This is a genomic window from Caulobacter sp. Root1455 (genome assembly GCF_001426905.1).
In the GTDB taxonomy this organism is placed as follows: domain Bacteria; phylum Pseudomonadota; class Alphaproteobacteria; order Caulobacterales; family Caulobacteraceae; genus Caulobacter.
The window spans coordinates 1-23664 of sequence record NZ_LMFQ01000001.1 but is presented as its reverse complement, the minus strand read 5'-3'; the positions used below and the strand labels follow the sequence as shown (position 1 = coordinate 23664).

The following is a 23664-nucleotide window of genomic DNA, read 5'->3' as shown; positions in this document are numbered from 1 at the left end:
GTTGACGTTTGTCATCGTGAGGTCGTCATGAAGATCAGCGCCGCCGAAAGCGTCGTCATGGAGGCGTTGTGGAAGCGCAGCCCCCTGACCTCCGAAGCCATCATCGGCGAGGTCGGCGAGCCGCAGGGCTGGACCGAGGGAACCGTGAAGGTGCTGATCAGCCGGCTTCTGAAGAAGAAGGCCATCACCGCCACGGCGGACGGGCGGCGCTATCTCTATTCGCCGGCGATCTCCCGCCAGGCCTATGTCCAGTCCGAAAGCCAGGGCCTGCTGGACCGGCTGTTCGACGGCCGCCTGGCTCCGCTGGTCAGCCACCTTTCCGACGGCGACAAGCTCAGCGACCAGGACATCGCCGAGCTGAAGGCCCTGATCGAGAAGATCGGCAAATGAGCGCCCTGATCCTCGCCGCGCTGCTGCGCGCCAACCTCGCCCTCGTGGCCGCCATTCTGGTGGTCCTGATCCTGCGCCGCCCCGTGCGCGCCCGCTTCGGCGCCCTGGCCGCCTACGTCCTGTGGCTGGTCGCACCGGTCTGCCTGGCGGCCAGTTTCCTGCCTGCCCACGCGCCGTCCCAGGTCCTGGCGCCGGTGACGACCCTGGCCCTGGCCGCCGCCAAGAGCGCCGCGCCCCTGGTCCACCGCGCGCCGGTCCTGCCGGGGCTGATCATCGCCGTCTGGATGGCGGGGGCCGTCGCGGCGCTGGGCGTGCTGATCGTGCGCCAGAAACGTTTCGTGGCCTCGCTGGGGCCGCTGACCCCGTCGCAGGCCGACAGCGGCCTGCTGCTCGCCGCGCGCCTGGATGTCGGGCCCGCCGTGATCGGGGTCCTGAGGCCCCGCATCGTGGTGCCCGGCGACTTCGAGCAGCGCTTCGCGGGCGCGGCCCGCCGGGTGGTGCTGACCCACGAGCGCGTGCACCTGGAGCGCGGCGACGCCGCGATCAACGCCCTGGCCGCCGCCCTGCGCTGCCTGTGCTGGTTCAACCCGCTGGTCCACCTGGCGGTGCGCCGCATGCGGGTCGACCAGGAGATCGCCTGCGACGAGGCCGTCGTGACCCGTCACCCGGATGACCGGCGCGTCTATGCCGAGACCCTGCTCGACACCCTGATGATTTCCCACGCCGTGCCGTTCGGTTGCCATTGGCCAGCGGTCGGTCCCCATCCCCTGAAGGAGAGAGTCGCCATGTTGAATACGCCTTCCGTCTCCCCGGCTCGCAAGGTTTTCGGGGCCGCCCTGATCGGCGGCCTGGCCCTGGTCGGCGCCGGCGCCGTCTGGGCGGCCAATCCGCGGCCGCCGGCTCCGACCATCGTGAAGCCCGATTGGATCGAGAGGCCGACCGGCGCTGACCTGGCGCGTGTCTATCCGGCGGCGGCGGCCAAGACCGGGCTGGAAGGCCGGGCGGCCGTCGGCTGCGAAGTCGCCCGGGACGGGCGTCTGGAGAATTGTGTGATCCGTACGGAAGCGCCGGAGGGCGCCGGTTTCGGCCAGGCCGCCCTCGACCTCACCCCCAGCTTCCAGATGAGCCCAACCACGCTCGACGGCCATCCGGTGGGCGGCGGTCGCGTGGTCATTCCGATCCGCTTCATGGTTCCCGCGAAATAGAAGCCGTCGGTCCGGTCATCCTGTCGCCGCCGGGATGACCGGACCGAGCATCTACTCCTCCACCCGCACCACGCTGGCTCTCCGCCCCACCGTCGCCGTCACGGCCGGCGCATCCGCCACCCCAGCCGCCGTCGCCGCCGTGGCCACCGTCACCGAGGTCCCCGGCATGAGGCGCGTGCGGTAGACGAAGGCGTCGCCCTCCCGGACCATCGGACGGGGCCCGACGCCGCCCAGGAAGTCGCCGTCGATGAAGGCGGCCTCGCCCGAAACCTTGGCCTTGAACGTCACCTCGACCGGCAGGACATAGGCGTGCTTCAGCCAGCCCTCAGCGCTGTGCAGGGCCTGGCCCTTGAAGTCGAACACCGCCGCGTTCTCCCAGTTGGAGCCCTTACCCCAGCGGGTGCCGCAGGTCTTGGTTGAGAGCCAGGACGGCTCCCAGTAGAAGACGCCCGTTCCGCCGCTGGCCAGCACCAGCTGGGTCAGGTCGACCAGGTAACTCTCCTGGCCGGCCGGGGTGGCCGGATAGCCGGCGATCAGCGAGTCCGCGCCCAGCAGGTTGGGCGAGCTGTCGGCGTTGTCGGTGGTGAACGGATAGGCCGTCTCGACCACCAGCACGTCGGCCGCGTAGGCGTGGCGCAGGCGGTTGATGGTCGCGCCCAGCTCCGCCATCGAGCGCTTGGACCACTTGCTGTAGTAGCTGACGCCGATGATGTCGTAGTCGGTGACGCCCGCCTTGGTCGCGGCGGCGAACCAGGGCTCGACGTTCTCGGGCTGGGCGATGTGCAGCATCACCCGGGGCTTGGTCCCGGTCTCGCGGCCGGCGTCGCGCACGGCCTTGATCCCGGCGTTGAACAGCAGGGCGTTGCGGTCCCAGTGGATGGGCTCCTTGGCCTTGGCCAGGCTGGAGACGATCTCGCCGTTGGTCTCGTTGCCCACCTGCACCAGCTCGGGCGTCAGGCCTTCGCGGTTCAGCGCGACCAGGGTGTCGTGGGTGAAGGCGTACAGCGCCTTGGCCTGGTCGGGCGTGGAGAGTTTCGCCCAGGCCTTGGGGGCGATCTGCTTGTCGCCGTCGGCCCAGTCGTCGGAATAATGGAAGTCGAGCAGCACCTGCATGCCGGCGTCCTTGGCCCGCCGGATGCTGCGCTTGACGTCGGCCAGGTTGGAATACTTCGTCCAGTCCGGATCGTTCCAGATGCGGATCCGCGCCACGTTGGCGCCGGCCGACTTGAAGAACCGGAACTGGTCGACCCGCTGGCCGCCGGACGTGTAGACCGCGCCGCAGTCGTCCATCTCGTTGGCGTAGGAGATGTCGACGCCCAGATAGATCGGTGGTTCGGCGGCCTGGGCGACACCAGAGGGGACCGCGCTCAGACTCAGCAGACTGGCGGCCATGGCGGCCATGGCGGCCAGGGTGAAGCGGCTGCCCCGCATGAGGTTCTCTCCCGACGACGCGCCGCGTCGTGGCGGCGGCGGGGAAGGTGGTTGCAATTATATTATAAATCAAGCGGAGAGTTTTGAACCCTCTCCCTGTGGGGGAGGTGTCGCCCGAAGGGCGACGGTGGGGGAGTGATCGGCAGGCAGGTGCAGCCCGGATCAGCGATCTAAAACTCCCCCCACCGATCGCTGCGCGATCGCCTCCCCCACAGGGGGAGGGACTGAACGACTACGGCCCCACCCCGCTGAACGTGCGGTGCTCCTCGAGGTCCAGTCGCGGACGCGGCGCGCCGTCGCCCACAGCCGCCGGCGTCGCCGCCCGGACCTCGGCCGCCACTCGCGTCGCCAGTCCGTCGTGGGCGAAGTCGTCGACCGCGATCACCGCCGCCACGGCCTTGTCGGCCGCCTCCAGCGCCGCGATCTCGTCGGCCGTGACCCAGCCGCCCTCGACCCCGTCCTTCCAGTGGCGGATCTTCTGGGCGCGCAGGCGGTCGTGGATTGGCTGGGTGGCGACGACCCGCTCGAAGGCGTCGATCAGCTGGCCGACCGCCTCGTCCTTGCCGCCGACATAGACGTTCTCGATCAGCCGGTCGCGGGTCTCGGACGGCGCCAGCAGCAGCTCGGCGCAGGCGGTGGTCGTGCGGTCCGACGGACCTCGACGACGCGGCCCAAGCGGCAGGATCGCCGCCCGCAGTAACCAGCCGGCCAGTCGGTTGGGCAGGTTGGCGAACACCTCGTCGAAGCGCTGCTCGATGGTGGCGAAGCCGGTGTCCATGCACCATTGCAGCAGCGGGAAATCGGCGTCCTGACGGCCCTCGTCCTCCCAGCGCTTCAGGGCACCCGACAGGAAATAGAGCTCGGCCAGGACGTCGCCGAGTCGCCCCGACAGCATCTCCTTGCGCTTCAGCGCCCCGCCCAAGGTCAGCAGGGCGATGTCGGACGTCAAGGCGAAGGCCGCGCTGTAGCGGCCCATCCGCCGATAGAACCGGCTGGCCCGGCCGGCGTCCGGCGCGGGCGAGATCAGCCCGCCCGTCCAGCTGCGGCCCCAGGCCCGCAGGCCGGTGCGGACCGCGTGGGCCACGTGTTTCCAGAACACCGCGTCGAACTCGGCCAGGCCCTTGGTCCGATCCGCCTCGCCGATCGCCAGGATCTCCCGCAGCATGAACGGATGGGCCCGGATCGCGCCCTGGCCGAACACCATCAGACTGCGCGTCAGGATATTGGCGCCCTCGACCGTGATGCCCACCGGGATGGCCCGGTATTGCGAGCCCATGTAGTTGCGCGGGCCCTCGATCACCGCCTTGCCGCCGTGCACGTCCATGGCGTCGTTGATGACGATCCGCATGCGTTCGGTGGCGCCCGACTTCAGCAAGGCCGAGATCACCGAGGGATGGTGGCCCAGGTCCAGGCCCGTGCAGGTCAGGCGGCGGCCGGCGTCCAGCAGGTAGGCGTTGCCGGCGATGCGGGCCAGGCGCTCCTGCACGCCCTCGAACTTGCCGATCGGCACGTGGAACTGGCTGCGGATCCGGGCGTAGGCGCCGGTGGTCATCGCGCTGAACGCCGCCGCCGCGCCCGACATGGCTGGCAGCGAGATGCCGCGCCCGGCCGCCAGGGCGGTCATCAGCATCATCCAGCCCTGGCCCACGCGCTCGGCGCCGCCGATCACCAGGTCCATCGGGATGAAGACGTCCTTGCCCCAGTTGGGTCCGTTCTGGAACGTCTGGAACGCGGGCAGGTGGCGGCGGCCGATCTCGACCCCTGCCGTGTCGGTGGGCACCAGGGCGCAGGTGATGCCGATGTCCTCGACCTGGCCCAGCAGGTGGTCGGGGTCCTTCAGCTTAAACGCCAGGCCCAGCACCGTGCAGACCGGTCCCAGGGTGATGTAGCGCTTGTGCCAGTTCAGCCGGATGCCCAGCACTTCCTGGCCCTTCCACTGGCCGCGGCAGACCACGCCCTCGTCGACCATGGCCCCGGCGTCGGATCCCGCCTCGGGGCTGGTCAGGCCGAAGGCGGGCACCTCGCGCCCGTCGGCCAGGCGCGGCAGCCAGTGGTCGCGCTGGGCCTGGGTCCCGAACTTCATGATCAGCTCGCCGGGGCCGAGCGAGTTGGGCACCATCGCCGTCACCGCCGCCGAGGCCGAGCGGGTGGCGATCTTGCGGACGACCTCGGCGTGGCCGTAGGCGGAAAAGCCCAGGCCGCCATATTCCTTCGGGATGATCATGCCGAAGAACTTCTGGCTCTTCAGATAGGCCCAGGTTTCCGGCGACAGGTCGCGGGTCTCCCAGGTCATCGTCCAGTCGTTGACAATGGCGCACAGGGTGTCGACCGGCCCGTCGATGAAGGCCTGCTCGTCGGGGCGCAGCTTGGCCGCCGGAAAGGCCAGCAGTTCGTTCCAGTCCGGATCGCCTGTGAACAGGGCCGCGTCCCACCAGGTGTCGCCGGCGTCGATGGCTTCGCGCTCGGTCTGCGACAGCGCCGGCATCACGCCACGCGCCCATTGCAGGATCGGCCGGGTGATCAGGTCCCGGCGAAAATTGAAACTGCTGGTCATGACGCCACCTCGAACCGCGATGGATATCAAACGCGTCGCGGCGCGGCGGGCTCCGCGCGGGGAGGCGATGAGGGCGCGAAGCTACCCCGCCTCCCCCGTCAGCTCCCGCCGCGCCTTGTCCAGCTCCTCGGCGTAGCGCCGGGTCGCATAGGCTTCGGACAGGATCCCGATCACCTCGCGGTTGACGTCGATTACCGCCAGTTCGTCGGCCTGGGTGTGGTCGAAGGCGCGCATGACCTCCTTGATCGACTGGTCGGCCATCAGGGCGGTGTCGGCATAGAGGGCCAGGGAGGCCACGGCCATCTCGCTGTCGTCGGGATGGGCGTAGGCCAGGGCGGTGCGGACGATGCCGGCGTAGCGGCCGGCGGCGTCCAGGATCACCACCCGCTTGGTCGAGCCCAACGGATAGCGGCGGCGAAACTCGGCCAGGGTGGCCTCGGCGGGGATGGTCTTGGTGTCCTTGCGCATCATCCGGCCGGCGGTCAGGGGGCGCATCCAGCTGACGTCATGGGCGCTACGGATGGTCTCGCCGCGCAGGTGCAGCCGCCAGGTCGAGAACGAGTAGCCGAAGGTCTCGCGCACGATGGCGCTGGCGATCAGCGAGGCCACCAGGGCGGCGGCGGCCACGGTGAAGTCGCCCGTGGCCTCCAGCACCAGGAACGACATGGTGAAGGGGCCGCCGACCACGGCGACGCCAAAGGCCCCCAGGCCGACCAAGGCCGCCACCGTCGGATCCAGCGACGGCAGCCAGGGCACGAACACCGTCAGGGCCGCGAAGATCTGGCCCACCAGCACGCCCAGGAACAGCGACGCGAAGAACAGGCCGCCCCGGAAGCCGAAGCTCAGCGACACCACGCTGGCCAGCGCCTTCATGGCCAGCAGGACCACCAGCATCCGCAGGCCCAGGTCGGCGGTCAGGTTGACGTGCACCGCGCCGTGGCCGGCGGACAGGGTCTGGGGGGTGATCATCGCCATGGCCGCCAGGGCCACGCCGCCGACCATCGGGCGGAAGGTCTTGGGCAGCTTGGTCTTGCCGACCAGCCCTTCGGCCGAGGCCACCAGCCGCATCAGGGCGATGCCGGCGAAGGCGCAGACCACGCCCAGCAGGGCGTAGAGGCCGTAGTCGAACCAGGACTGCACGGCCGGGGTCGAGGTCTTCAGCAGATAGGGCAAGCCGCCCATCCGCCCGGCCACCAGCACCGCGGCTAGGGCGGCGGCGGCCACGGGCGCCAGGTTGGCGACGGTGTAGGCGCCGATGACGATCTCGAACGCGTAGAAGGCCCCGGTCAGGGGCGCGCCGAACGCGGCGGCGATGGCGGCTCCGGCTCCGGCCCCGACCAGGGTCCGCATGTCGGCCCGGCGCAGGTTCAGCCGCTGGCCGGCGAACGAGGCGATCGCCGCCCCGGCCTGGGCGTAGGCGGCCTCCAGCCCGACCGAGGCTCCGACCCCGTTCGACAGCAGGGTCTGGCCGCAGATGAAGGTGCTGTCGCGGATCGACAGGTGGCCGCCATGCAGGGCGTTGGCCTCGACGGGGTCGACCGCCGGCTTGGGCCGGTATGTCAGCCAGGCCCAGCTGGCCACGCCCAGCACCAGGCCTCCGATCGGGATGGCCAGCAGCCGCCAGGGGGCGATCACGCTCTGGGCGCTGAGCCGCTGGTCCATGTCGATGGCGAACAGCAGCATCTGCAGGCCGTGGGCCAGCTTGGCCTGCAACACCGCCAGCGCTCCGGCCCCGGCCCCGATCAGGGTGGCCACGGCGATCAGCCACAGCTCGCTGGACCGGATCCGCCGCCGCAGCCAGCTCAGCCAGCGCACGGAGGTGGTGGTCGGGAGGGACAGCTGCATGACGCTTAAGGGTTCCGCGGGACGGCGCCATCTTACGGGCTGCGCGGGGCGAGGCAACGCGGGGCGTGCGGTCCTAGCCTGATCGACATTCGGCTTCGGAAGCGAAAACCTCGTCCTTCGACAAGCTCAGGATGAGGTTTTCTACCGCACGGCCTGGACAATGGTCCTCATCCTGAGCTTGTCGAAGGACGAGGACCACGCACTACGTTGACCGTTGATCAGCCCTAGCTTCGGGCGGCGGCGCGGACTGGGGCCTGGGCGGTCAGCACCACGCCGGTCCGCGACGGCTGGCCCATGCCCTGCGGCCCGCGCCAGTCGGCGGCGACGATGAACAGGGTCGTCCCGTCGGGACCGCCCAGGGCGCAGGAGAAGCAGCCGCGATCGACGTCGACCCGGGCCAGGACCGCACCGCCCTCGGCGACCCGCACGCAGCAGCGTCCCGGCACGTCGGCGTACCAGACCGCCCCCTCGGCATCGAGGCAGATCCCGTCCGGGTGCCCGTCGACCTCCGCCCAGATCCGCCGGTTCGACAGGCCGCCGTCGGGCATGATGTCGAAGGCGGTCAGGCATTGGCCGTAGGACTCCGCCAGGATCAGGGTCCGGCCGTCGGGGGTGATCGCCATGCCGTTGGGAAACGCCACCTCGTCGGCGACCTGGCGCGCCGCGCCGTCCGGCGTGACCAGGGCGATGATCCCGGTGGTCACCTCGCCGTGCGGGAAGTCGAAGCCGATATTGTTGACGTAGGCGTTCCCCCGGCCCTTTCCCGAGGCGACGACGACGATCTCGTTCCAGGGCTTGTCGGATAGGCTCGACAAGTCGGCATGGGACTTCAGCTGGCGGTGCGGGGCCAGCAGCAGCACCTGGCCGGCCGCGCTGATCAGCAGCCGGTCGTCGGGGCGGGGATCGATGCAGAACGGCAGGGCGTCGACCGCGACGATCGTCTCGCGGCAGCCGGCCATGTCGACCGTCAGCAGTTCGCGCGCGCCCCAGTCGCAGACCCACAGCCGGCCGTTCCACCAGCGGGGCGACTCGCCCATCACCAGGCCGTTCAACAGGGTTCGGGCTTCAAGGGCGGGGATGGTCATGGCGTGCTCCTGGCGGGTCATCACCAAGGACGAGGCAGGAGGGCCGATTTCGACAGGGGTGTCGTAATTTCCCTCTCCCGCGGGGGGAGAAGGATCAGGCCTTCACCCCCTCGTGCGCCAGCAGCCAGCGCTTGCGCGCGATCCCGCCGCCGTAGCCGGTCAGGGCGCCGCCGGTTCCGATCACCCGGTGGCAAGGCACGACGACGGCGATCGGGTTGGCGTCGTTGGCCAGGCCCACGGCGCGCACGGCGCGGGGGCGGCCGATCCGTTCGGCCAGGCGGGCATAGCTGGTCGTTTCACCCAGCGGGATCTCGACCAGGCCGTTCCAGACCTGGCGCTGGAAGGCCGTGCCGCCGATCGTCCAGGGCACGGCTTTCAGCGCCGTCAGCTCCCCGGCGAAATAGGCGGCCAGCCCGTCGCGCACCGCCGCCGGCGCCGCGCCGGGTTCCACGGCCTGGTCGCGATGATGCAGGCGCAGGGCCCGGGCCAGCCGCAGGGGCTCGTCGTGAAACTCCAGCACCCGCAGCCGCCCTTCGGCGTCGGTGACCACGTCGATCTCGCCGATCGGGGTGGGCAAGACCTCGAGCGTCAGCACTTCAGGCCGCACGCTTGATCTTCCGGACCGGCGGCGCGCCTTCATCCGCCAGCGAGGCCCACAGGTGCAGGGCGGCGTAGGCGCGCCAGGGCCGCCAGGCCTCGGCCCGGGCCAGGAGCTTTTCCGGAGTAGGGCGAACGCCGTCGGCGTCGGCCAGGGCGCGCATCAGGGCGACGTCGGCGGCGGGGAAGGCGTCGGGCTCGCGCAGCTGGCGCATGGCGATGTACTGGGCCGTCCATTCGCCGATGCCGGGCAGGGCGCGCAGGCGGGCGACCATCTCCGTCAGGCTTGCGGTCGGCGACAGCAGGTTCGGATCCCGGGCGATCGCCTCGGCCATGGCCGACAGGCAGCGGATGCGGGCCCCGGGCATCTTCAGGCCCGAAAGGTCGGCGGCGGCCAGGCGCTCGGCCGAGGGGAAGGCGTGGGTCAGGCCCGGCTCGGCCCAGGGTTCGGACAGCGGCTCGCCGTGCGTCGCGACTAGGTCGCCGGCCAGCTTGCGGGCCTGCACGACGGTGATCTGCTGGCCCAGGATCGCCCGCACCGCCAGCTCAAACCCGTCCCAGGCGCCGGGCACCCGAAGGCCGGGCCGCAGGGCCACCATCCGCACCAGGTCCGGATCGCGCGACAGCACCTCGCCGATGCCGATCGGATCGGCCGACAGGTCGAACACCCCGCGCACCCGGGCCAGGATGCGGGGCAGGGCCGAGGGCTTGGGAAACCGCACCGCCACGCTCAGCCGGTCGCGGTCGATCGGCGTCACGGCGAGGGTCCCGGCCGCGCCGTCCAGGGCGATGACCCGGCGATAGACGTTGTTGTCGACCACCTCGACGCCCGGGATGGCGCGCATGGCCAGGAAGGCCAGCATGCCGTCCCAGTCGTAGGGCGGGCGGTAGCGCAGGGTCAGGGAGATGGCTTCTCCCGGGGGCGCCGGTCTGTTGGGAAGGGACTGGGCTTTTCGCCGGCGCAGGGCGGCGGGCGGGCGGTCGTAGAGCTGCTGGAAGGTCTCGTTGAAGCGCCGCACGCTGCCGAAGCCGGCGGCCAGCGCCACCTCGCCCATTGGCAGGTCGGTCTCGTGGATCAGCTGCTTGGCCAGCAGCACCCGCCGGGTCTGGGCCACTCCGATAGGCGTGGCGCCCAGATGCTGCAGGAACAGTCGCCGCAGCTGCCGTCCGCCGACCCCGACCCGCTCGGCCAGGGTCTCGACGTCGCCCCCGTTCTCGCAAGAAGAGTCCAGAGCGCCGGCCTCGATCAAGGCCAGGGCGCGCGACACCGTGTTGGACGCCCCGTTCCAGGCCCCCAGCTGCGGCGAGGTCTCGGGCCGGCAGCGCAGGCAGGCGCGGTAGCCGGCCTCCTGGGCCGAGGCGGCGGTGGCGTGGAAGGTGACGTTCTGGCGCAGCGGCGTACGGGCCGGGCACACCGGCCGGCAGTAGACGCCCGTCGTCTTGACGGCCACGAACAGCCGGCCGTCGAAGCGGGCGTCGCGGGTCTGGATGGCGCGGTAGCAAACGTCGGGATCGAGGTCCATGCGCTCGATCATAGCCCCGGGCGGGGTGGTGTCTCGCGGTTTTCGGACGTCGTCATCGGCGGCGTCGCAACATCGGGAAGCGCGGGTGTGGCGTGTCGCGTGCAATCTTCGCGCGATAAAATTCCGCCGAATGCAAAGTGTCGAGTGTCCGACATTTCTAAAGCTAGTGATATGAACTCGACAATTTATTTATTGACTAAGATTAGGTGCGACAAAACGCGCGATAAAAACGGTCAAATACATGAACATTAACGTGTCATTTGGTATGAATATTAGAGGGTGATCAACCGCGATGATCGCCCAATAGGCTCAAGTTCGGTCTGGGGCCATCACCATGAAATATCCCGTCATCTGGACGACGAGCGCGCTGGTCGCCGCCGTCGCCATCTCCGCCACCCTTGTTGGGGGAGGGGCCGTCGCCCGTCAGGAGCGGAGCGAGCCCGGCGTCAGTCTGGCCCGCGACGTCGTCGCCGCGGCCAGCGCCTTCGAAACCTATACCCGCGGGGCCGTAGCCATTCCGGCGACGTTCGAAAACGGCGGCGGCGTCGCCGACGCTCTGGCCAAGAGCGCGGCCTACCAGCCTGAGCAACTGGACGCTGGCATGATCGCCTACGGCGCCATCGCGGCGCTGCAGGAGCAGGCCTTCATCGACGGCGTCCGCCAGGCGGCGCGCGAGACGCCCGCCGACGCGCTGATCGCGCGCCTGGAGACCAATCCCGACAGCGTCCTGGAGATCGACGGCGTCGGGGCGGCCGCCAGCCGGGCCCAGGCGGCCCTGCTCAAGCGCGGCGCGCCGCTGGGCGTCACCGGCAAGGCGGTCAAGCAGGCGGCCTACGACGTCCAGCACCAGGGCTGGTCCAAGGGCCTGATCGCCGATAGCGCCGGCCGCCTGGCCAAGGTCAAGGCGATGTCGGCCACCTTCTTCAACCCTGGCGACGAGGACGCCGGTCGACTGATCCAGGCGGCCACCGCGCCGCGTGAGCCCGGCGGCTCCGGCGGCGAGGGTGGGGCGGCCTTCACCCCGGTAACCGTGCGGGCCTCGGCCCTGGCGGCCCTGGCGGTGCTGGGCGCGGCCGGCGACGACGACGTCGCCAAGCTGAGCGTCGTCATGCACGACGAGAAAAGCGGCTTCTGCATGAAGATGGCCAAGCTGAACCTGTACCAGTGCCTGGCCGTGGCCGGACCGCACTACGAGGACGTCTTCTGTCTGGGCCAGCACGCCCTGATCGACACCGCCCAGTGCGTCAACAACGCGGCCGGTGGGTTCGTGGCGCCGACGGCCGCTCCGGCCCCGGCCCAGCGTCCGGTTCCGGGTTTCATGATCCCGGTGGCGGGCCAGGCCGTGGCGGCGATGAGTTCGCCGGTTCCGGCGGGGAACTAGCCTGCCCACGCCCCTGGCCCCGGCGTCCTCGGGATGAGTCCGAGATCGCCGGAGCGACGGCCCCGTTTCGTCCAAGCTTCGCTGTCATCCTGTTCGAAGCTAGGCCGTAAAGTCCCGGCGGGATAAGGTCTTGGTCTCAGTTAATCCGCGTTAACCGTAATATAAAACTGTCGACTACTCGACATACCATAGATGAAAACCCGCCTTAGTCTCCGTAAAGTACCCTACTGCGACAAAAGCGCGCAGTAAAATGGCCAGTTGCATGAACCATTTCGCTCGATTCGTTTGGAATATTGGGGAATGCTCGATCTTGAGGGACGTCTAGTGGGGCTGAAGTTCAGTCCGGGGCTATCAAGATGAAAAATCCTGTTCTTTGGGCGACGACGGCGCTCGTCGCTGTCATCGCCGCGTCCGGGTTCGCGGTCGCTCGCCAAGAGCGCGGCGAGCCTGGCGTCAGTCTGGCCCGCGACGTGGTGGCCGCGGCCAGCGCCTTCGAGACCTACACCCGCGGGGCCGGGACCATCTCGGCCGCGTTCGAGAACGGCGGCGGCGTCGCCGACGCCCTGGCCAAGGGCTCGGCCTACCAGCCCGAGCAACTGGAGGCCGGCATGATCGCCTACGGGGCCATCGCGGCCCTGCAGGAGCAGACCTTCATCGACGGCGTCCGCCGGGCCACGCGCGACACGCCGCCCGAGGTTCTGGTCGCCCGACTGGAGAACGATCCCGAAAGCGTCATCGACATCGAGGGCGTCGGGGCCGCCGCCGGCCGGGCCCAGGCGGCCTTGCTCAGCCGCGGCGCGCCGCTGGGCGTCACCGCCCGGGCGGTCAAGCAGGCGGCCTATGACATCCAGCACCAGAACTGGTCCAAGGATCCGATCTCCGACGGCGCCGGCCGTCTGGCCCGGGTCAAGGCGATGTCGGCCGCCTTCTTCAGTCCCGGCGCCGACGACGCCGGCCGGTTGATCCAGGCGGCGACGGCCCCCGACGGCGGTCGAGGCTTCGGCGGCGACGGCGAGGGCGGGGCGGTCTTCACCCCGGTGACCGTGCGGGCCGCGGCCCTGGCGGCCCTGGCGTTGCTGGGCGCGGCCGACGACGAGCATGTCGACGGGCTCGACAACATCATGCGCGAGGAGAAGAGCGCCGACTGCATGAAGATGGCCAAGCTGAACCTGTACCAATGCCTGGCCGTGGCCGGTCCGCAGTACGAGGACGTCTTCTGCCTGGGTCAGCACGCCCTGAGCGACACCGCCCAGTGCGTCAACACCGCGGCGGGCGCCCCGCGCGCGCCGGCCCAGTCGGTGGCGATCCCTGTCGCCCGTCGGGCGCCGGGCTTCGTGATCCCGGTCGGCGGCCAGGTGGCGGCGGCGGGCGCGCCGGAGTCGGCCGGCGGCTGGGGCCCTTCGTCCGCCTATCCGCAATAGCCGCCGTCGCCCGGGTCTCCGGCCCGGGATGACCGTTGTGAGGGGTAGACGAAAAGGCCCCCGGATCGCTCCGGGAGGCCTGGTCGGTCAGCGACGGTCGGCGCGGATCAGCGGATCAGCGGATCCCCGCCACCTCGCGGGCGCGCTCGCGCTCGGCCTTCTGCTGGTAGGCCAGATCGCCGTACTTGCCGTATTCCATGCGGGCGATGGTGCGTTCGTGCACCTCGTCGGGGCCGTCGGCCAGACGCAGGGTGCGAATGCCGGCATAGGCCTTGGCCAGGCCGAAGTCGGTGGTGACGCCGCCGCCGCCGTGAGCCTGGATGGCGTCGTCGATGATCTTCAGCGCCAGGCGCGGGGCCGCCACCTTGATCATCGCGATCTCCAGCCGGGCCGACTTGTTGCCGGCCTTGTCCATCATGTCGGCGGCCTTCAGGCACAACAGGCGGCACATCTCGATATTGATGCGGGCCTCGGCGACGCGCTCTTCCCAGACCGAGTGGTCGGAGATGTACTTGCCGAACGCCTTGCGGCTCATCAGGCGCTTGCACATCTTTTCCAGCGCCACTTCCGCCGTGCCGATGGTGCGCATGCAGTGGTGGATGCGGCCCGGGCCCAGGCGGCCCTGGGCGATCTCGAAGCCGCGGCCCTCGCCCAGCAGCAGGGCGTCCTCGACCGGCACGCGCACGTCCTTGAGGATCACCTCGGCGTGGCCGTGCGGGGCGTCGTCATAGCCGAACACCGGCAACATGCGGACGATCTCGATGCCGGGGGCGTCCATCGGCACCAGGACCTGGCTCTGCTGCTGGTGGCGGCTGGCGTTGTCGGGGTCGGTCTTGCCCATGACGATGGCGACCTTGCAGCGCGGATCGCCGACGCCCGAGGACCACCACTTGCGGCCGTTGATCACATAGTGGTCGCCGTCGCGTTCGATGCGGGTCTCGATGTTGGTGGCGTCCGAGCTGGCCACCGCCGGCTCGGTCATCAGGAAGGCGCTGCGGATCTCGCCGTTCATCAGCGGGCGCAGCCAGCGCTCCTTCTGCTCCAGCGTGCCGTAGCGCATCAGCACTTCCATGTTGCCGGTGTCAGGCGCCGAGCAGTTGAAGACCTCGGACGCGAAGCCGATCTTGCCCAGCTGTTCGGCGATCAGGCTGTATTCGAGGTTGGTCAGCTGCACGCCCTCGAACTGGAACGTGTCGTCGACATGGGTCTGGCCGCTGTGGGGCGGCATGAAGAAGTTCCACAGGCCGGCGGCCTTGGCCTTGGCCTTCAGCTCCTCGACGACCTGGACGACCTTCCAGCGCTCGGCCCCGAGCACGTTCATCTCGGCCTCGTAGACCGGGACGGCGGGACGGATGTGTTCTTCCATGAACGCGGTGACGCGGTCGAGGAAGCTGCGCTGGGTGGCGGAGATTTCGAAATCCATGGCGTTTCCCGGTCCCGTTCTTATGCGTCAAACAGTTGTTTGAACGCAAGCTAACACCGAACTGACGCGGACGGCAAGCGGGGTTCCTTCCTCTCGACAACCGTCATCCCGGGCCTCGTGCCCGGGACCCCTCTGTCCGCCGCAGGTGCGGGGTGTGGCGCGCCAACGCGCCATTGTTCCTCACCGTCAGCTGAACCAGGGGTCCCGGGCACAAGGTCCGGGATGACGGCTGAAGGGAGCGGATCAGGCCGGGCTATCCCGCTCCTACAGCACGTAGTTCACCGCGATCACCGGTGTCACCGAGGCGGTGGTGTTGCGGCCGGCCGGGACGATGCGGGCGCCGGCGATCACGCCCAGGACGGGGCTGAAATTGTACTCCACCGCCGGGGCCAGGATCAGGGCCTGGCTGACCGGCGTGCGGCGCTCATAGGCCGCGCCCGCCCCGTCGACGCCCGACACCGTGGTCGAGGCGTCGCGCTGATAGGCGATGTCCAGGGCGGCCACCCACCGGCGGGTGATGCTGTATTCGAACGCCAGGTCGACATTGAACGAGTCGCCCGGCCGGGCCTGGCCGTCGAAGCCCGTCGGGGTGCCGTAGACGCTCTTGCCCTCGACGTCGGCATGGCCCGAGCGAGTGTAGGCCAGGTTCAGGCGGGTGCGCAGGATCCGGCCGTTCGGCGTCCAGAAATAGGTCTGGGAATTGAGCCCCACGGTAGTGGCGTAGGCCCCGCTGCCGAAGCCGTCGTTGGGACGGGTGTCGAGCTTGTCGTAGCGGCCGATGGGCAAGGTCTCCTGCAGCATCAGCGAGACCGTCGGCGTGCGGCCGCCTTCCTTCCACTGGCTCAGGCGGTACTGGCCCTGGACGGTCAGGTCGCCCAGCTGCACGCCCGAGCTCGACCGGCCGCCGGCCTTGGCGTAGCCGAAGCGGGGAATCAGGCCGGCGGTGAAGGTGTCGGTGACACCGTACAACAGGTAGGTCAGCGAGCCGAAGGTGTCGGAGTCCGGGACGTCGTGGCGTTTGCCCTCGCCGTCGATCACCCCGTAGGGCTTGGCGTCGTACAGATAGGGCTCGATCAGGGCCCGGCCCTTGGGCAAGGTCGAGGCGCCGGAGGCAAGGATGGGTCCGGTCCACCAGGCGTCGTCCAGCGACTGGCGCGCCGGCGCCGACCCGTCGGCGAAGGCGGGGGCGGCGAGGGTCAGTCCGGCCAACAGCGAGGCGACTCCCAGACGGGTCCGTCGGGCGTTCGAAATCATGGCCTTCTCCCCTCGGCGTCGCGGCCTTGAGCGGCCGCGAGTCGTCGTTACGCGGTCGCTCGCGTCGCCGCCGCCCGAAACTTGCGCAATGCCGTGTCAGGATGTGTCAGCAGCGTGGGCCGCGCCTCACTCTCCACAACGCCATGCCGGGCGCAAGAACCACCTTGACCGAAAGATGGGGCGCCAGATCGCGCGCGGCCCGGCCTTGCGCGGCGGCGCTGGTCGAGGCCATTGTTCCGCGCATGAACATCCAGATCCATCCCCTCGAAGGCCGCTATGTGCGGCTGGAACCGATCACCCCCCAAGGCGACCTGCGCGCCGAACTGAAGGGGGCGATCGACTGCGATCCCGACAGCTGGGAGATCATGTCGACCAACGGCTGCGGCGAGGGGTTCGCCGACTGGTGGGGCGCGCTGAAGGGCGAGACCGAGCGCGGCGAGCGGATCGGCTTCGCCATCCGCCGCCTGAGCGACGGCAAGGTGGTCGGCACCTCCAGCTATCTGAACATCCGCAAGCTGCACCGGGGGCTGGAGGTCGGCTCGACCTTCCTGCACCCCGACGCGCGCTCGGGGCCGATCAATCCGGAATCCAAGCGCCTGCTGCTGGGCCACGCCTTCGACTCCGGCGCGATCCGCGTGGAGTTCATGGTCGACGTCCGCAACAGCCGCAGCCAGGCGGCGGTCGAGAAGCTGGGCGCCGACCGCGAAGGGGTGCTGCGCAACCACAAGATCACCTGGACCGGCCACGTGCGCGACACCGCCGTGTTCTCGATCACCGACGCCGACTGGCCAGGGGTCAGGCAGCGCCTGGATTTCCGCCTGCAGGAAACCTTCGCCTAGGGTTTCCCCATCCACCATCATCCTCGGAACGAGGCCCGAGGATGATAGTGTGATAGGAGTAGGCGGGGCGATCGCGCCCCCAACTCCGCGCCCGATTGTCACAGTTTCGCGAAGAATGCCGATCTTCGAGGTAAAGATAGCGTTAGCTATGATTCCGTAAAGCTTTCGCCAAGCTTTCGCCCGTAATTTCCGGCTCCATGACGGCTATTGCGTGCTTGAGAATTCTGGTCGCCGGGACCGCCGAGGCGGGTCGGAGCATCCCGGTCTCCCAGGTGGAGGCCGCCGCGGACCTGTATCTCAAGCATCGCTGGAAGGCCCCGCGCCGCTACGGCGCCGTCGCGCCACTGGCCTTCGTGCTGGCCGACAGCCGCGCCGAGAGCCTGGATCCGGCCGAGATGCAGACCCTGGCCGTCGAGCTGGAAGCCGGCCTGTTCCCGGGCCGCGAAGCCGGCCAGGTCTGCCTGCTGACCTTCGAGGGCGACGAGACCGCCGTCCTGCAGTTCGCCAGCCTGTCCCAGGCGGCGCTGGCGGGACTGATCGCCGGCCGCGGCTATGCCGGACCGCCCGGCCACGTCCAGGTGATCACCGCCGAAGAGATCCGCGCCGTGCCCAGCGCCCCGAGCGAGGCCGTGGTCGAGGAAGCTCCGCGGGCCGCTCCCGACGCGGCCGCCCTGACCCCGGCCCAGGACGCCCCCGCCGCGTCCGCCGCCGAGCCCATTGTCGAGCCCGCCGCCGAAGCCGCGACGGCCGACGCCAAGGACCCCGCTCAATCGGCGACCCTGGCCGCCGCCGCCAAGCCGGCGACCGCCAAGCCGCCGCCGCAGCCGGAAAAGCCCAAGCCGCCGCCCCCGCCCGCCACAGGCTGGTGGGGCGTGTACCATCCGCCGTCGGAATCCTTCGTCGGCGCGATGATCGGCCTGCGGTCCGATCTGCTGAGCCCGCGCCCCACCGAGGACGCCGCCCTGCTGAGCCGAGACCTCAACTGCCTGAACGACGCCCAGGCCTCGTTCGCCAAGGCCGGCGACGCGGGCATGCTGTTCGTGCCGTTCAGCTTCTGGAACCTGACCAGCCCGGCCTCGCAGGAGGCCTACAAGCGCCGGCTGTCGCGCTATCCGATGGCCATGCAGGCGCGTCTGGGGGCGACGATCTACGACACCCCGCGCGAGCCCTCGCTGGGCCTGCTGAGCCAGATCCGCGCGTTCCTGCAGCCGCATTTCGCCTATATCGACCTGAACATCACCGAGCCGAACTTCCCGGTCGGCACCCTGCCGGGCGACCTGGCCACCAGCATCACCCTGACCCTACCCGACGACGACCTGCGCATGCGCATCGAGGCGATCGCCAAGTTCGCCTCGGCCCAGAGCGCCTACCGCGCCAAGGGGGTTCGACAAGGGGTGACTGGCCTGCGCGACGCCCGCGAGCTGGACGCCTGCCGGGCCGCCGGCCTGCGCTTCGTCTCGGGTCCCGCCATCACCGACCTGATGGCCAGCCCGATCGGCGCCGCCTCGGCCCAGGGCCTGCCGCTGAAGGTCGCCTAGCGCCAAGGCCGCCTCCGCGACAGTCGGTCGCGCCCGGTTCCTGGCGCGCGGATGAATTCCGCTAACCTTCCCCACGCATCCTGCCGGCATGACAGCGATCGCATGCTTGAAAGTCTTCGTGGGCGACGAACTGCGGTTCGCGGACAACGACACCATGGCCGCTTTGGTCGGCAAGGTGGCCGGCGCCTATCTGGAAACCACCTGGCTGTGGCCGCGCCGCTATGGGCTGGTGGCGCCGTTCTCGTTCGTGCTGGCCGACCCGCGCGCCACCAAGCTGGACGCCCGCGAGCTGCAGGCCCTGGCGCGCGATCTGCAGTTCAAGCTGTTCGGCGACAAGGGCGAGGGCGACATCGCCCTGCTGATGTTCGAGGGCGACCAGACCGACGTCATGCGCTTCGCCGGCATCCACGGCGCCCAGCTGAAGGCCCTGCTCGAGGGCAAGGACGACGGTTCGATCGTCGGCCGCGTCTGCCGCATCACGCCCACCGAAGTCAGCTCGGTCGTGCCTCAGGGCGGACCGGTCTGCGGCGCGCCGACCATGGAGGAACTGGCGGTCCTGGAGCCGCCCGAGGAAAGCGCCGGTCCCCCCGCCCGGGTCGGCTATCGCGGCGTCTATCATGGTCCGCGCCAAGTGTTCATCGGCAGCGTGGCGGTCTGGCGGCAGGCCCGGGTCGCCGCCGCCTTCGGCCTGACGCCGGCGCGGGTCGAGGCCGACCGGCCGGAGGACGACATCGTGGCCCTGGCCGCCGCCGCGGAGGCCCTGGCCGCCGTGCCGGTGGGGGTGATGTTCTTCCCGATCAGCTTCTCGACCATCGTCAAGCCCGGGGCCCGGGCCGCGCTGCTGCCGCACCTGGAGGCTCTGCCCCGGGGCTCGCGCGCCCGCCTCGCCGCCGCCGTCTACGATACGCCGCGCGCCCCGTCCTTCTCGGCCCTGTCCCAGGTCAAGAAGGCGCTTGAGCCGTTCTTCGCCCGCCTGGACCTGCGCGTCACCGACCCGGCCTTCCAGATCGAGGAGCTGCCCGGCGACCTGGCCAGCAGCGTGACCCTGGTCCTGCCCACGGCGGACGAGCCGACCCGGCTGGCGGCGGTGAACCGATTCCTGCGCGACGCGCCGATCTATCGCCGAAAGGGGGTCTGGCAGGGGATCACCGACGTGCGCACCCGTCGCGAGCTGAACCACTGCCTGGACCAGCACGCGCCGTTCGTCACCGGCCCGGCGGTCACCGACCTGCTGGAAAAGCCGGTCGGCGCCGCCCAGCTGCCATGGCTGAACCTGCCGCTGCACGACTGGTCGGTGGCGCCCGAGGTCGCGGCGGTGTCGTCCGTGGCCTGATCGTCGCGCCGTTTCGGGCCTTGGACGGTTAAGCACTGGATTTGCCAGCCGATGCAAATCACCTTGAGGTGGTGGCATGCAGGGGCGGGCGAGATGATGATCGGCGTGAAACGACTGGCGGGCGCGGCCTTGGGCGTTCTGCTGCTGACCGCGGGCGCGGCCGCCGCCGAACCGGCCCCAAGGCCGGCCCCGTCTCCCGAGGCCCGCACGGCCGCCCGCTTCGACGCCATCGTCAAGGACCGGGCCCAGCTGCGGCTGTTCCTGCGGGCCATGCCCAAGGGCGGCGACCTTCACAACCACCTGTCCGGCGCGGCCTATGCCGAGGACTTCCTGGCCTGGGCCGACGAGGGCGGGCTGTGCGTCACCACCGACGTGCTCCCGGCCATCGCCACGGGCCCGTGCGACGCGCCGGGCAAGGTTTCGGCCAAGGGCTTGGCCACGGCCGATACGGCTCTCTACAACCGGGCGATCAACGCCTTGTCGATGAGAAGTTACGATCCGGGCGCCGACGGGGCCATGGCCTCGGGCCACGACCAGTTCTTCGCCACCTTCGGCCGGTTCGGGGCGGCGGGCGACGGCAAGCTGGGCGCGATGCTGGCGGTGGCCCGCGAATACGCCGCCGGCGACACCGTCGACTATGTCGAGACCTCGGTGAACCCCACGGCGATGTCCGATCTGGCCTGGTCGTTCAAGGACGCGCCCTGGACCGATGATTTCGCCGGCGCCCTGGCGGCGGTGAAGCCCAAGCTTCCGGCCATGGTCGCCCAGGCCCGCCAGGAGTTCGACGCCGCCGAGGCCGACGCCGACCGTCGTCAGGGCTGCCTGGCCCAGAAGCCGCGCACCGGTCCCTGCGCCGTGGTGCTGGGCTATCAGGCCTTCGCCGGGCGCATCCTGAAGCCGTCGGTGGTCTTCGCCCAGCTGGCCTCGGCCTTCGCCCTGGCCCAGGGCGATCCGCGCTTCGTCGGCGTCAACATCGTCGCGCCCGAGGACCATCCGGTCTCGCTGGCCGACTACCGGCTGCACATGCGCATGTTCCAGTTCCTGCACGCCCAGTATCCGGACGTGAAGCTGTCGCTGCACGCCGGCGAGCTGACCCTGGGCCTGGTCACGCCGCGCGAGCTGCGCTTCCACGTCCGCGAGGCGGTCGAGACGGCCGGCGCCAGCCGCATCGGCCACGGCGTCGACATCGCCTACGAGGACGGCGCCCAGGCCACCCTGGCCCGGATGGCGCGCGACAAGGTGGCGGTCGAGATCAACCTGACCAGCAACGACGTCATCCTGGGCGTCAAGGGCGCCGACCATCCGCTGGCCCTCTACCGCAAGGCCGGGGTGCCGTTCGTGCTGTCCACCGACGACGAGGGCGTCTCGCGGATCGACCTGACCAACGAATATCTGCGCGCCGCCACCGAGCAGGGCCTGACCTACGCCGACCTGAAGGCCGCGGCCCGCGCCAGCCTGGAATATTCCTTCCTGCCCGGCCCCAGCCTGTGGGCCTCGCCCCGCGCGCCGGTCGCCGCCTGCGCCAGGCCCGGCGCGGCCTGCGACCGGTTCCTGGCGGGCAGCCGCAAGGCCGCGGCGCAATGGCGGCTCGAGCGCGAGTTCGAGGCGTTCGAGGCGGGACGCTAGAAAGCCGTGAATTGCCTGCCAGGGTTGTGCTATCCGAGGGCTCAAAGCCTCGGGGGAGCCGCCGCCATGACCCAGATCACCGCCGTCAATTCCACCGACCAGTCCGCGCAGCTGACGATCAGCAAGGGCGGGGGCGGCAAGACCCAGGCGCTTTCCGGCCAGATCTCGGTCGCCGCCGAGGGGGTGGTGATCGTCCCGCCGGTCAAGACCTATACGGTCCATGCGTCGGCCATGCTGGAGGGCAGCGCCTGGTTCACCAACACCCTGCGCCTGCCCGGCGGCGGCTGGGGGCTGACCGCCCGGATCGAGAAGTCCGGCGAGGTGCTGTCGTTCGTGCTGGTCAACGCGCCGATCGACGACCCCGATCTGATCACCCTGGCCAGCGCCGTCGGCGAGCCGACGACCTTCACGATCACCGCCCAGGCGGCCGACGCCCCGGATCAGACGGTGCTGTCCTCGCAGCTGGTCGTGCAGGGGGACGACGGGCTGGCGGTGGGCCTGGCCGACACCTACGCCTTCTACGCCGTCGTCGGCGGCTTCACGACCGACACGGTCGAGGCCGACCCCGACCGGCCCGGCCAGGAGGTCACGGTGCAGATCGTCGCGCAGCCGACCGACAGCGGCGACGCCGCCTACGGCCTGGTGCTGGTCGCGCCCGCCGCCAAGGGGGCCTGAGGCGCTCAGCCCTTGGGCATATCGAAGGTGATCACCACGCTGTCGGCCGAGCGGTCGGCCGGGCCGTGGAACACAGCCTCGATGTTGTTGCCGTCCGGATCGTAGGCGAAGGCGGCGTAGTAGCCGGGGTGGTAGGGCCGCTCGCCCGGCCCGCCGTTGTCGCGCCCGCCGTTGGTCAGGGCCGCCTCGTAAAACCGGTGGACGGTCTCCTGGTCCGGGGCCTGGAACGCCAGGTGGACGTGGCTGGCCGGCTCGCCGACATCCACCCACAGCTCGTCGGCGTAGAAGTGGTCGCCGTGCCCGGGGATGCTGCCCTCGACCACGGGCACGCCGATCACCGCGAGCACGGCCTTGTAGAACCGCTTCATGGCCGGCAGGTCCTGGGTGCGCAGGTGGATGTGGTCGACCAGGCGACCGCGATGAAGTTCCATGGGGCAGGGCTCCGCGACGGATGTTCCGGGTTCAACGTGGCGGGGTCCGGCGCAGTTTCCGCCCGGTCCTCAGAAGCCCATCAGCGACAGGATCTCGCGCCGCGAGCGCTCGTCGTCGCGGAACACGCCCATCATCCGGCTGGTCTTCATCGCCACGCCCGGCGTGCGCACGCCCCGGCCGCTCATGCAGGCGTGGCTGGCCTCGATGACCACGGCCACGCCCAGGGGCTGGAGGTTGTCCCACAGGCAGTCGGCGATCTCGGCGGTCAGGCGCTCCTGGATCTGCAGCCGCCGGGCGAAGCCGTGCAGCACCCGCGCCAGCTTGGAGATGCCCACCACCCGGTCGCGCGGCAGGTAGGCGATGTGCGCCTTGCCGATGATCGGGGCCATGTGGTGCTCGCAGTGCGACTGGAACGGCACGTCCTTGAGCAGCACGATGTCGTCATAGCCGCCGACCTCCTCGAACACCCGCGACAGGTGCTGGGCGGGGTCCTCGCCATAGCCCTCGCAATATTCCTTCCAGGCCCGCGCCACCCGCGACGGGGTGTCGACCAGCCCCTCGCGCCCCGGATCCTCGCCGGTCCAGCGCAGCAGGGTGCGGACGGCGTCCTGGACGTCCTCGGGAACCGGGGGCTTGGCGGGGAGGGTCATGGGGAGGCTCCGGGGCGGGTGGTGTTTAGGAAAGGCGTTTGGGACGGAGTTGTTTCCCTTCGAGCGGCGAACGCTTGCCCCCTACGGACCGCTTCGCGGTCGTCTTCCCCCAGAGGGGGAAGAGGTTCCGCCCCCGGCGCGGCGCGCGCGTCCTCCGCCCCCTATGGGGGCGGACAGACCGCGAAGCGGTCAGGTGGGGGCAAGTGTTCGCGGGCACGGCGTTGCAAGCTCACGCGATCTCTCGCTGAGCGGACGGAAAGGGTCGCGGAGCGCCGGACGACGTCCGGAGTGTTTGCAGTTGTTACCGTTTCGACGAAGCCTGACGCTCCGCGCCACCGTTATCCGGAAGCCCGCGACGCTGAGCCCTGTTAGGGCCTCGCCGCCTTGAAGCCTCCGACGGGCGGGCCAGGTCAACGAAACCCGGTCCCGACGGGCGGGCCAGGTCAACGAAACCCGGTCCCG

Annotated in this window: 19 protein-coding genes; 9 read left to right on the top strand and 10 right to left on the bottom strand. The window is 70.2% G+C overall.

From position 1 onward, the window contains the following. The first annotated feature begins 27 nt into the window (after positions 1–27). Together ASD21_RS00095 and ASD21_RS00090 are read left to right on the top strand one after the other, a co-directional pair. Positions 28–390, top strand: a complete 363-nt coding sequence (locus ASD21_RS00095) for a BlaI/MecI/CopY family transcriptional regulator (RefSeq protein WP_056435007.1) — start codon at positions 28–30, stop codon at positions 388–390. Next, positions 387–1595: a TonB family protein gene (locus tag ASD21_RS00090; protein ID WP_056435004.1), complete on the top strand. Its 1209-nt coding sequence runs from the start codon at positions 387–389 to the stop codon at positions 1593–1595. Before ASD21_RS00095 ends, ASD21_RS00090 begins: the two co-directional genes overlap by 4 nt. Before the next feature lie 51 nt (positions 1596–1646). Here the strand turns inward: ASD21_RS00090 and ASD21_RS00085 are convergent, their stop codons facing one another. The 6 genes from ASD21_RS00085 to ASD21_RS00060 all read right to left on the bottom strand — a co-directional run bounded on the left by ASD21_RS00085 (position 1647) and on the right by ASD21_RS00060 (position 10630). After that, complete coding sequence (locus ASD21_RS00085; protein WP_056435002.1) at positions 1647–3026, bottom strand: glycoside hydrolase family 53 protein; 1380 nt, start codon at positions 3024–3026, stop codon at positions 1647–1649. 232 nt (positions 3027–3258) lie between these two features. Continuing rightward, positions 3259–5580 carry an acyl-CoA dehydrogenase gene (locus tag ASD21_RS00080; RefSeq protein WP_056435000.1) on the bottom strand — a complete coding sequence of 774 codons (2322 nt, stop codon included), beginning with the start codon at positions 5578–5580 and terminating at the stop codon, positions 3259–3261. Between the two features lie 81 nt (positions 5581–5661). Next, the gene (locus ASD21_RS00075) at positions 5662–7425 is read right to left on the bottom strand and encodes a chloride channel protein (RefSeq protein ID WP_056434998.1); all 1764 of its coding nucleotides are present in this window, start codon (positions 7423–7425) and stop codon (positions 5662–5664) included. A gap of 224 nt (positions 7426–7649) precedes the next feature. Then, a complete protein-coding gene (locus tag ASD21_RS00070) occupies positions 7650–8510 on the bottom strand; it encodes an SMP-30/gluconolactonase/LRE family protein (protein WP_056436200.1) in 861 nt (286 codons plus the stop codon). A gap of 94 nt (positions 8511–8604) precedes the next feature. Beyond that, positions 8605–9117, bottom strand: a complete 513-nt coding sequence (locus tag ASD21_RS00065; protein WP_082554567.1) for a methylated-DNA--[protein]-cysteine S-methyltransferase — start codon at positions 9115–9117, stop codon at positions 8605–8607. Then, complete coding sequence (locus ASD21_RS00060; protein ID WP_056436197.1) at positions 9107–10630, bottom strand: DNA-3-methyladenine glycosylase 2; 1524 nt, start codon at positions 10628–10630, stop codon at positions 9107–9109. Before ASD21_RS00060 ends, ASD21_RS00065 begins: the two co-directional genes overlap by 11 nt. A 334-nt stretch (positions 10631–10964) precedes the next feature. Here ASD21_RS00060 and ASD21_RS00055 point away from each other — a divergent pair, with 334 nt between their 5' ends. Continuing rightward, the gene (locus tag ASD21_RS00055; protein WP_056434993.1) at positions 10965–12011 is read left to right on the top strand and encodes a hypothetical protein; all 1047 of its coding nucleotides are present in this window, start codon (positions 10965–10967) and stop codon (positions 12009–12011) included. A 356-nt stretch (positions 12012–12367) separates the two neighbouring features. Further along, positions 12368–13432, top strand: coding sequence for a hypothetical protein (locus ASD21_RS00050; protein ID WP_056434990.1), 1065 nt, complete (start codon positions 12368–12370; stop codon positions 13430–13432). Positions 13433–13547: 115 nt separating this feature from the next. On the opposite strand, the gene ASD21_RS00045 is transcribed toward ASD21_RS00050, so the two are convergent. Together ASD21_RS00045 and ASD21_RS00040 are read right to left on the bottom strand one after the other, a co-directional pair. Beyond that, a complete protein-coding gene (locus ASD21_RS00045) occupies positions 13548–14855 on the bottom strand; it encodes an acyl-CoA dehydrogenase family protein (protein WP_056434988.1) in 1308 nt (435 codons plus the stop codon). A gap of 264 nt (positions 14856–15119) precedes the next feature. Beyond that, a complete protein-coding gene (locus ASD21_RS00040; RefSeq protein ID WP_056434987.1) occupies positions 15120–16109 on the bottom strand; it encodes a transporter in 990 nt (329 codons plus the stop codon). 242 nt (positions 16110–16351) lie between these two features. Here ASD21_RS00040 and ASD21_RS00035 point away from each other — a divergent pair, with 242 nt between their 5' ends. The 5 genes from ASD21_RS00035 to ASD21_RS00015 all read left to right on the top strand — a co-directional run bounded on the left by ASD21_RS00035 (position 16352) and on the right by ASD21_RS00015 (position 22120). Then, the gene (locus ASD21_RS00035; RefSeq protein WP_056434985.1) at positions 16352–16948 is read left to right on the top strand and encodes a GNAT family N-acetyltransferase; all 597 of its coding nucleotides are present in this window, start codon (positions 16352–16354) and stop codon (positions 16946–16948) included. Positions 16949–17163: 215 nt separating this feature from the next. Further along, a complete protein-coding gene (locus tag ASD21_RS00030; RefSeq protein WP_235524811.1) occupies positions 17164–18486 on the top strand; it encodes a hypothetical protein in 1323 nt (440 codons plus the stop codon). A gap of 106 nt (positions 18487–18592) precedes the next feature. Continuing rightward, the gene (locus ASD21_RS00025) at positions 18593–19819 is read left to right on the top strand and encodes a hypothetical protein (protein WP_235523761.1); all 1227 of its coding nucleotides are present in this window, start codon (positions 18593–18595) and stop codon (positions 19817–19819) included. 51 nt (positions 19820–19870) lie between these two features. Then, positions 19871–21445 carry an adenosine deaminase family protein gene (locus ASD21_RS00020; RefSeq protein WP_235524810.1) on the top strand — a complete coding sequence of 525 codons (1575 nt, stop codon included), beginning with the start codon at positions 19871–19873 and terminating at the stop codon, positions 21443–21445. A 66-nt stretch (positions 21446–21511) separates the two neighbouring features. Then, positions 21512–22120, top strand: coding sequence for a hypothetical protein (locus ASD21_RS00015; protein ID WP_056434980.1), 609 nt, complete (start codon positions 21512–21514; stop codon positions 22118–22120). A gap of 5 nt (positions 22121–22125) precedes the next feature. Here ASD21_RS00015 and ASD21_RS00010 read toward each other — a convergent pair whose 3' ends face one another. Then, entirely contained in the window at positions 22126–22551 is a 426-nt protein-coding gene (locus ASD21_RS00010; RefSeq protein ID WP_056434978.1) for a VOC family protein, read from the bottom strand. A 69-nt stretch (positions 22552–22620) separates the two neighbouring features. After that, on the bottom strand, positions 22621–23202 hold the full coding sequence (folE, locus tag ASD21_RS00005; RefSeq protein ID WP_056434976.1) for a GTP cyclohydrolase I FolE: 582 nt from the start codon (positions 23200–23202) through the stop codon (positions 22621–22623). Positions 23203–23664: the final 462 nt, after the last annotated feature.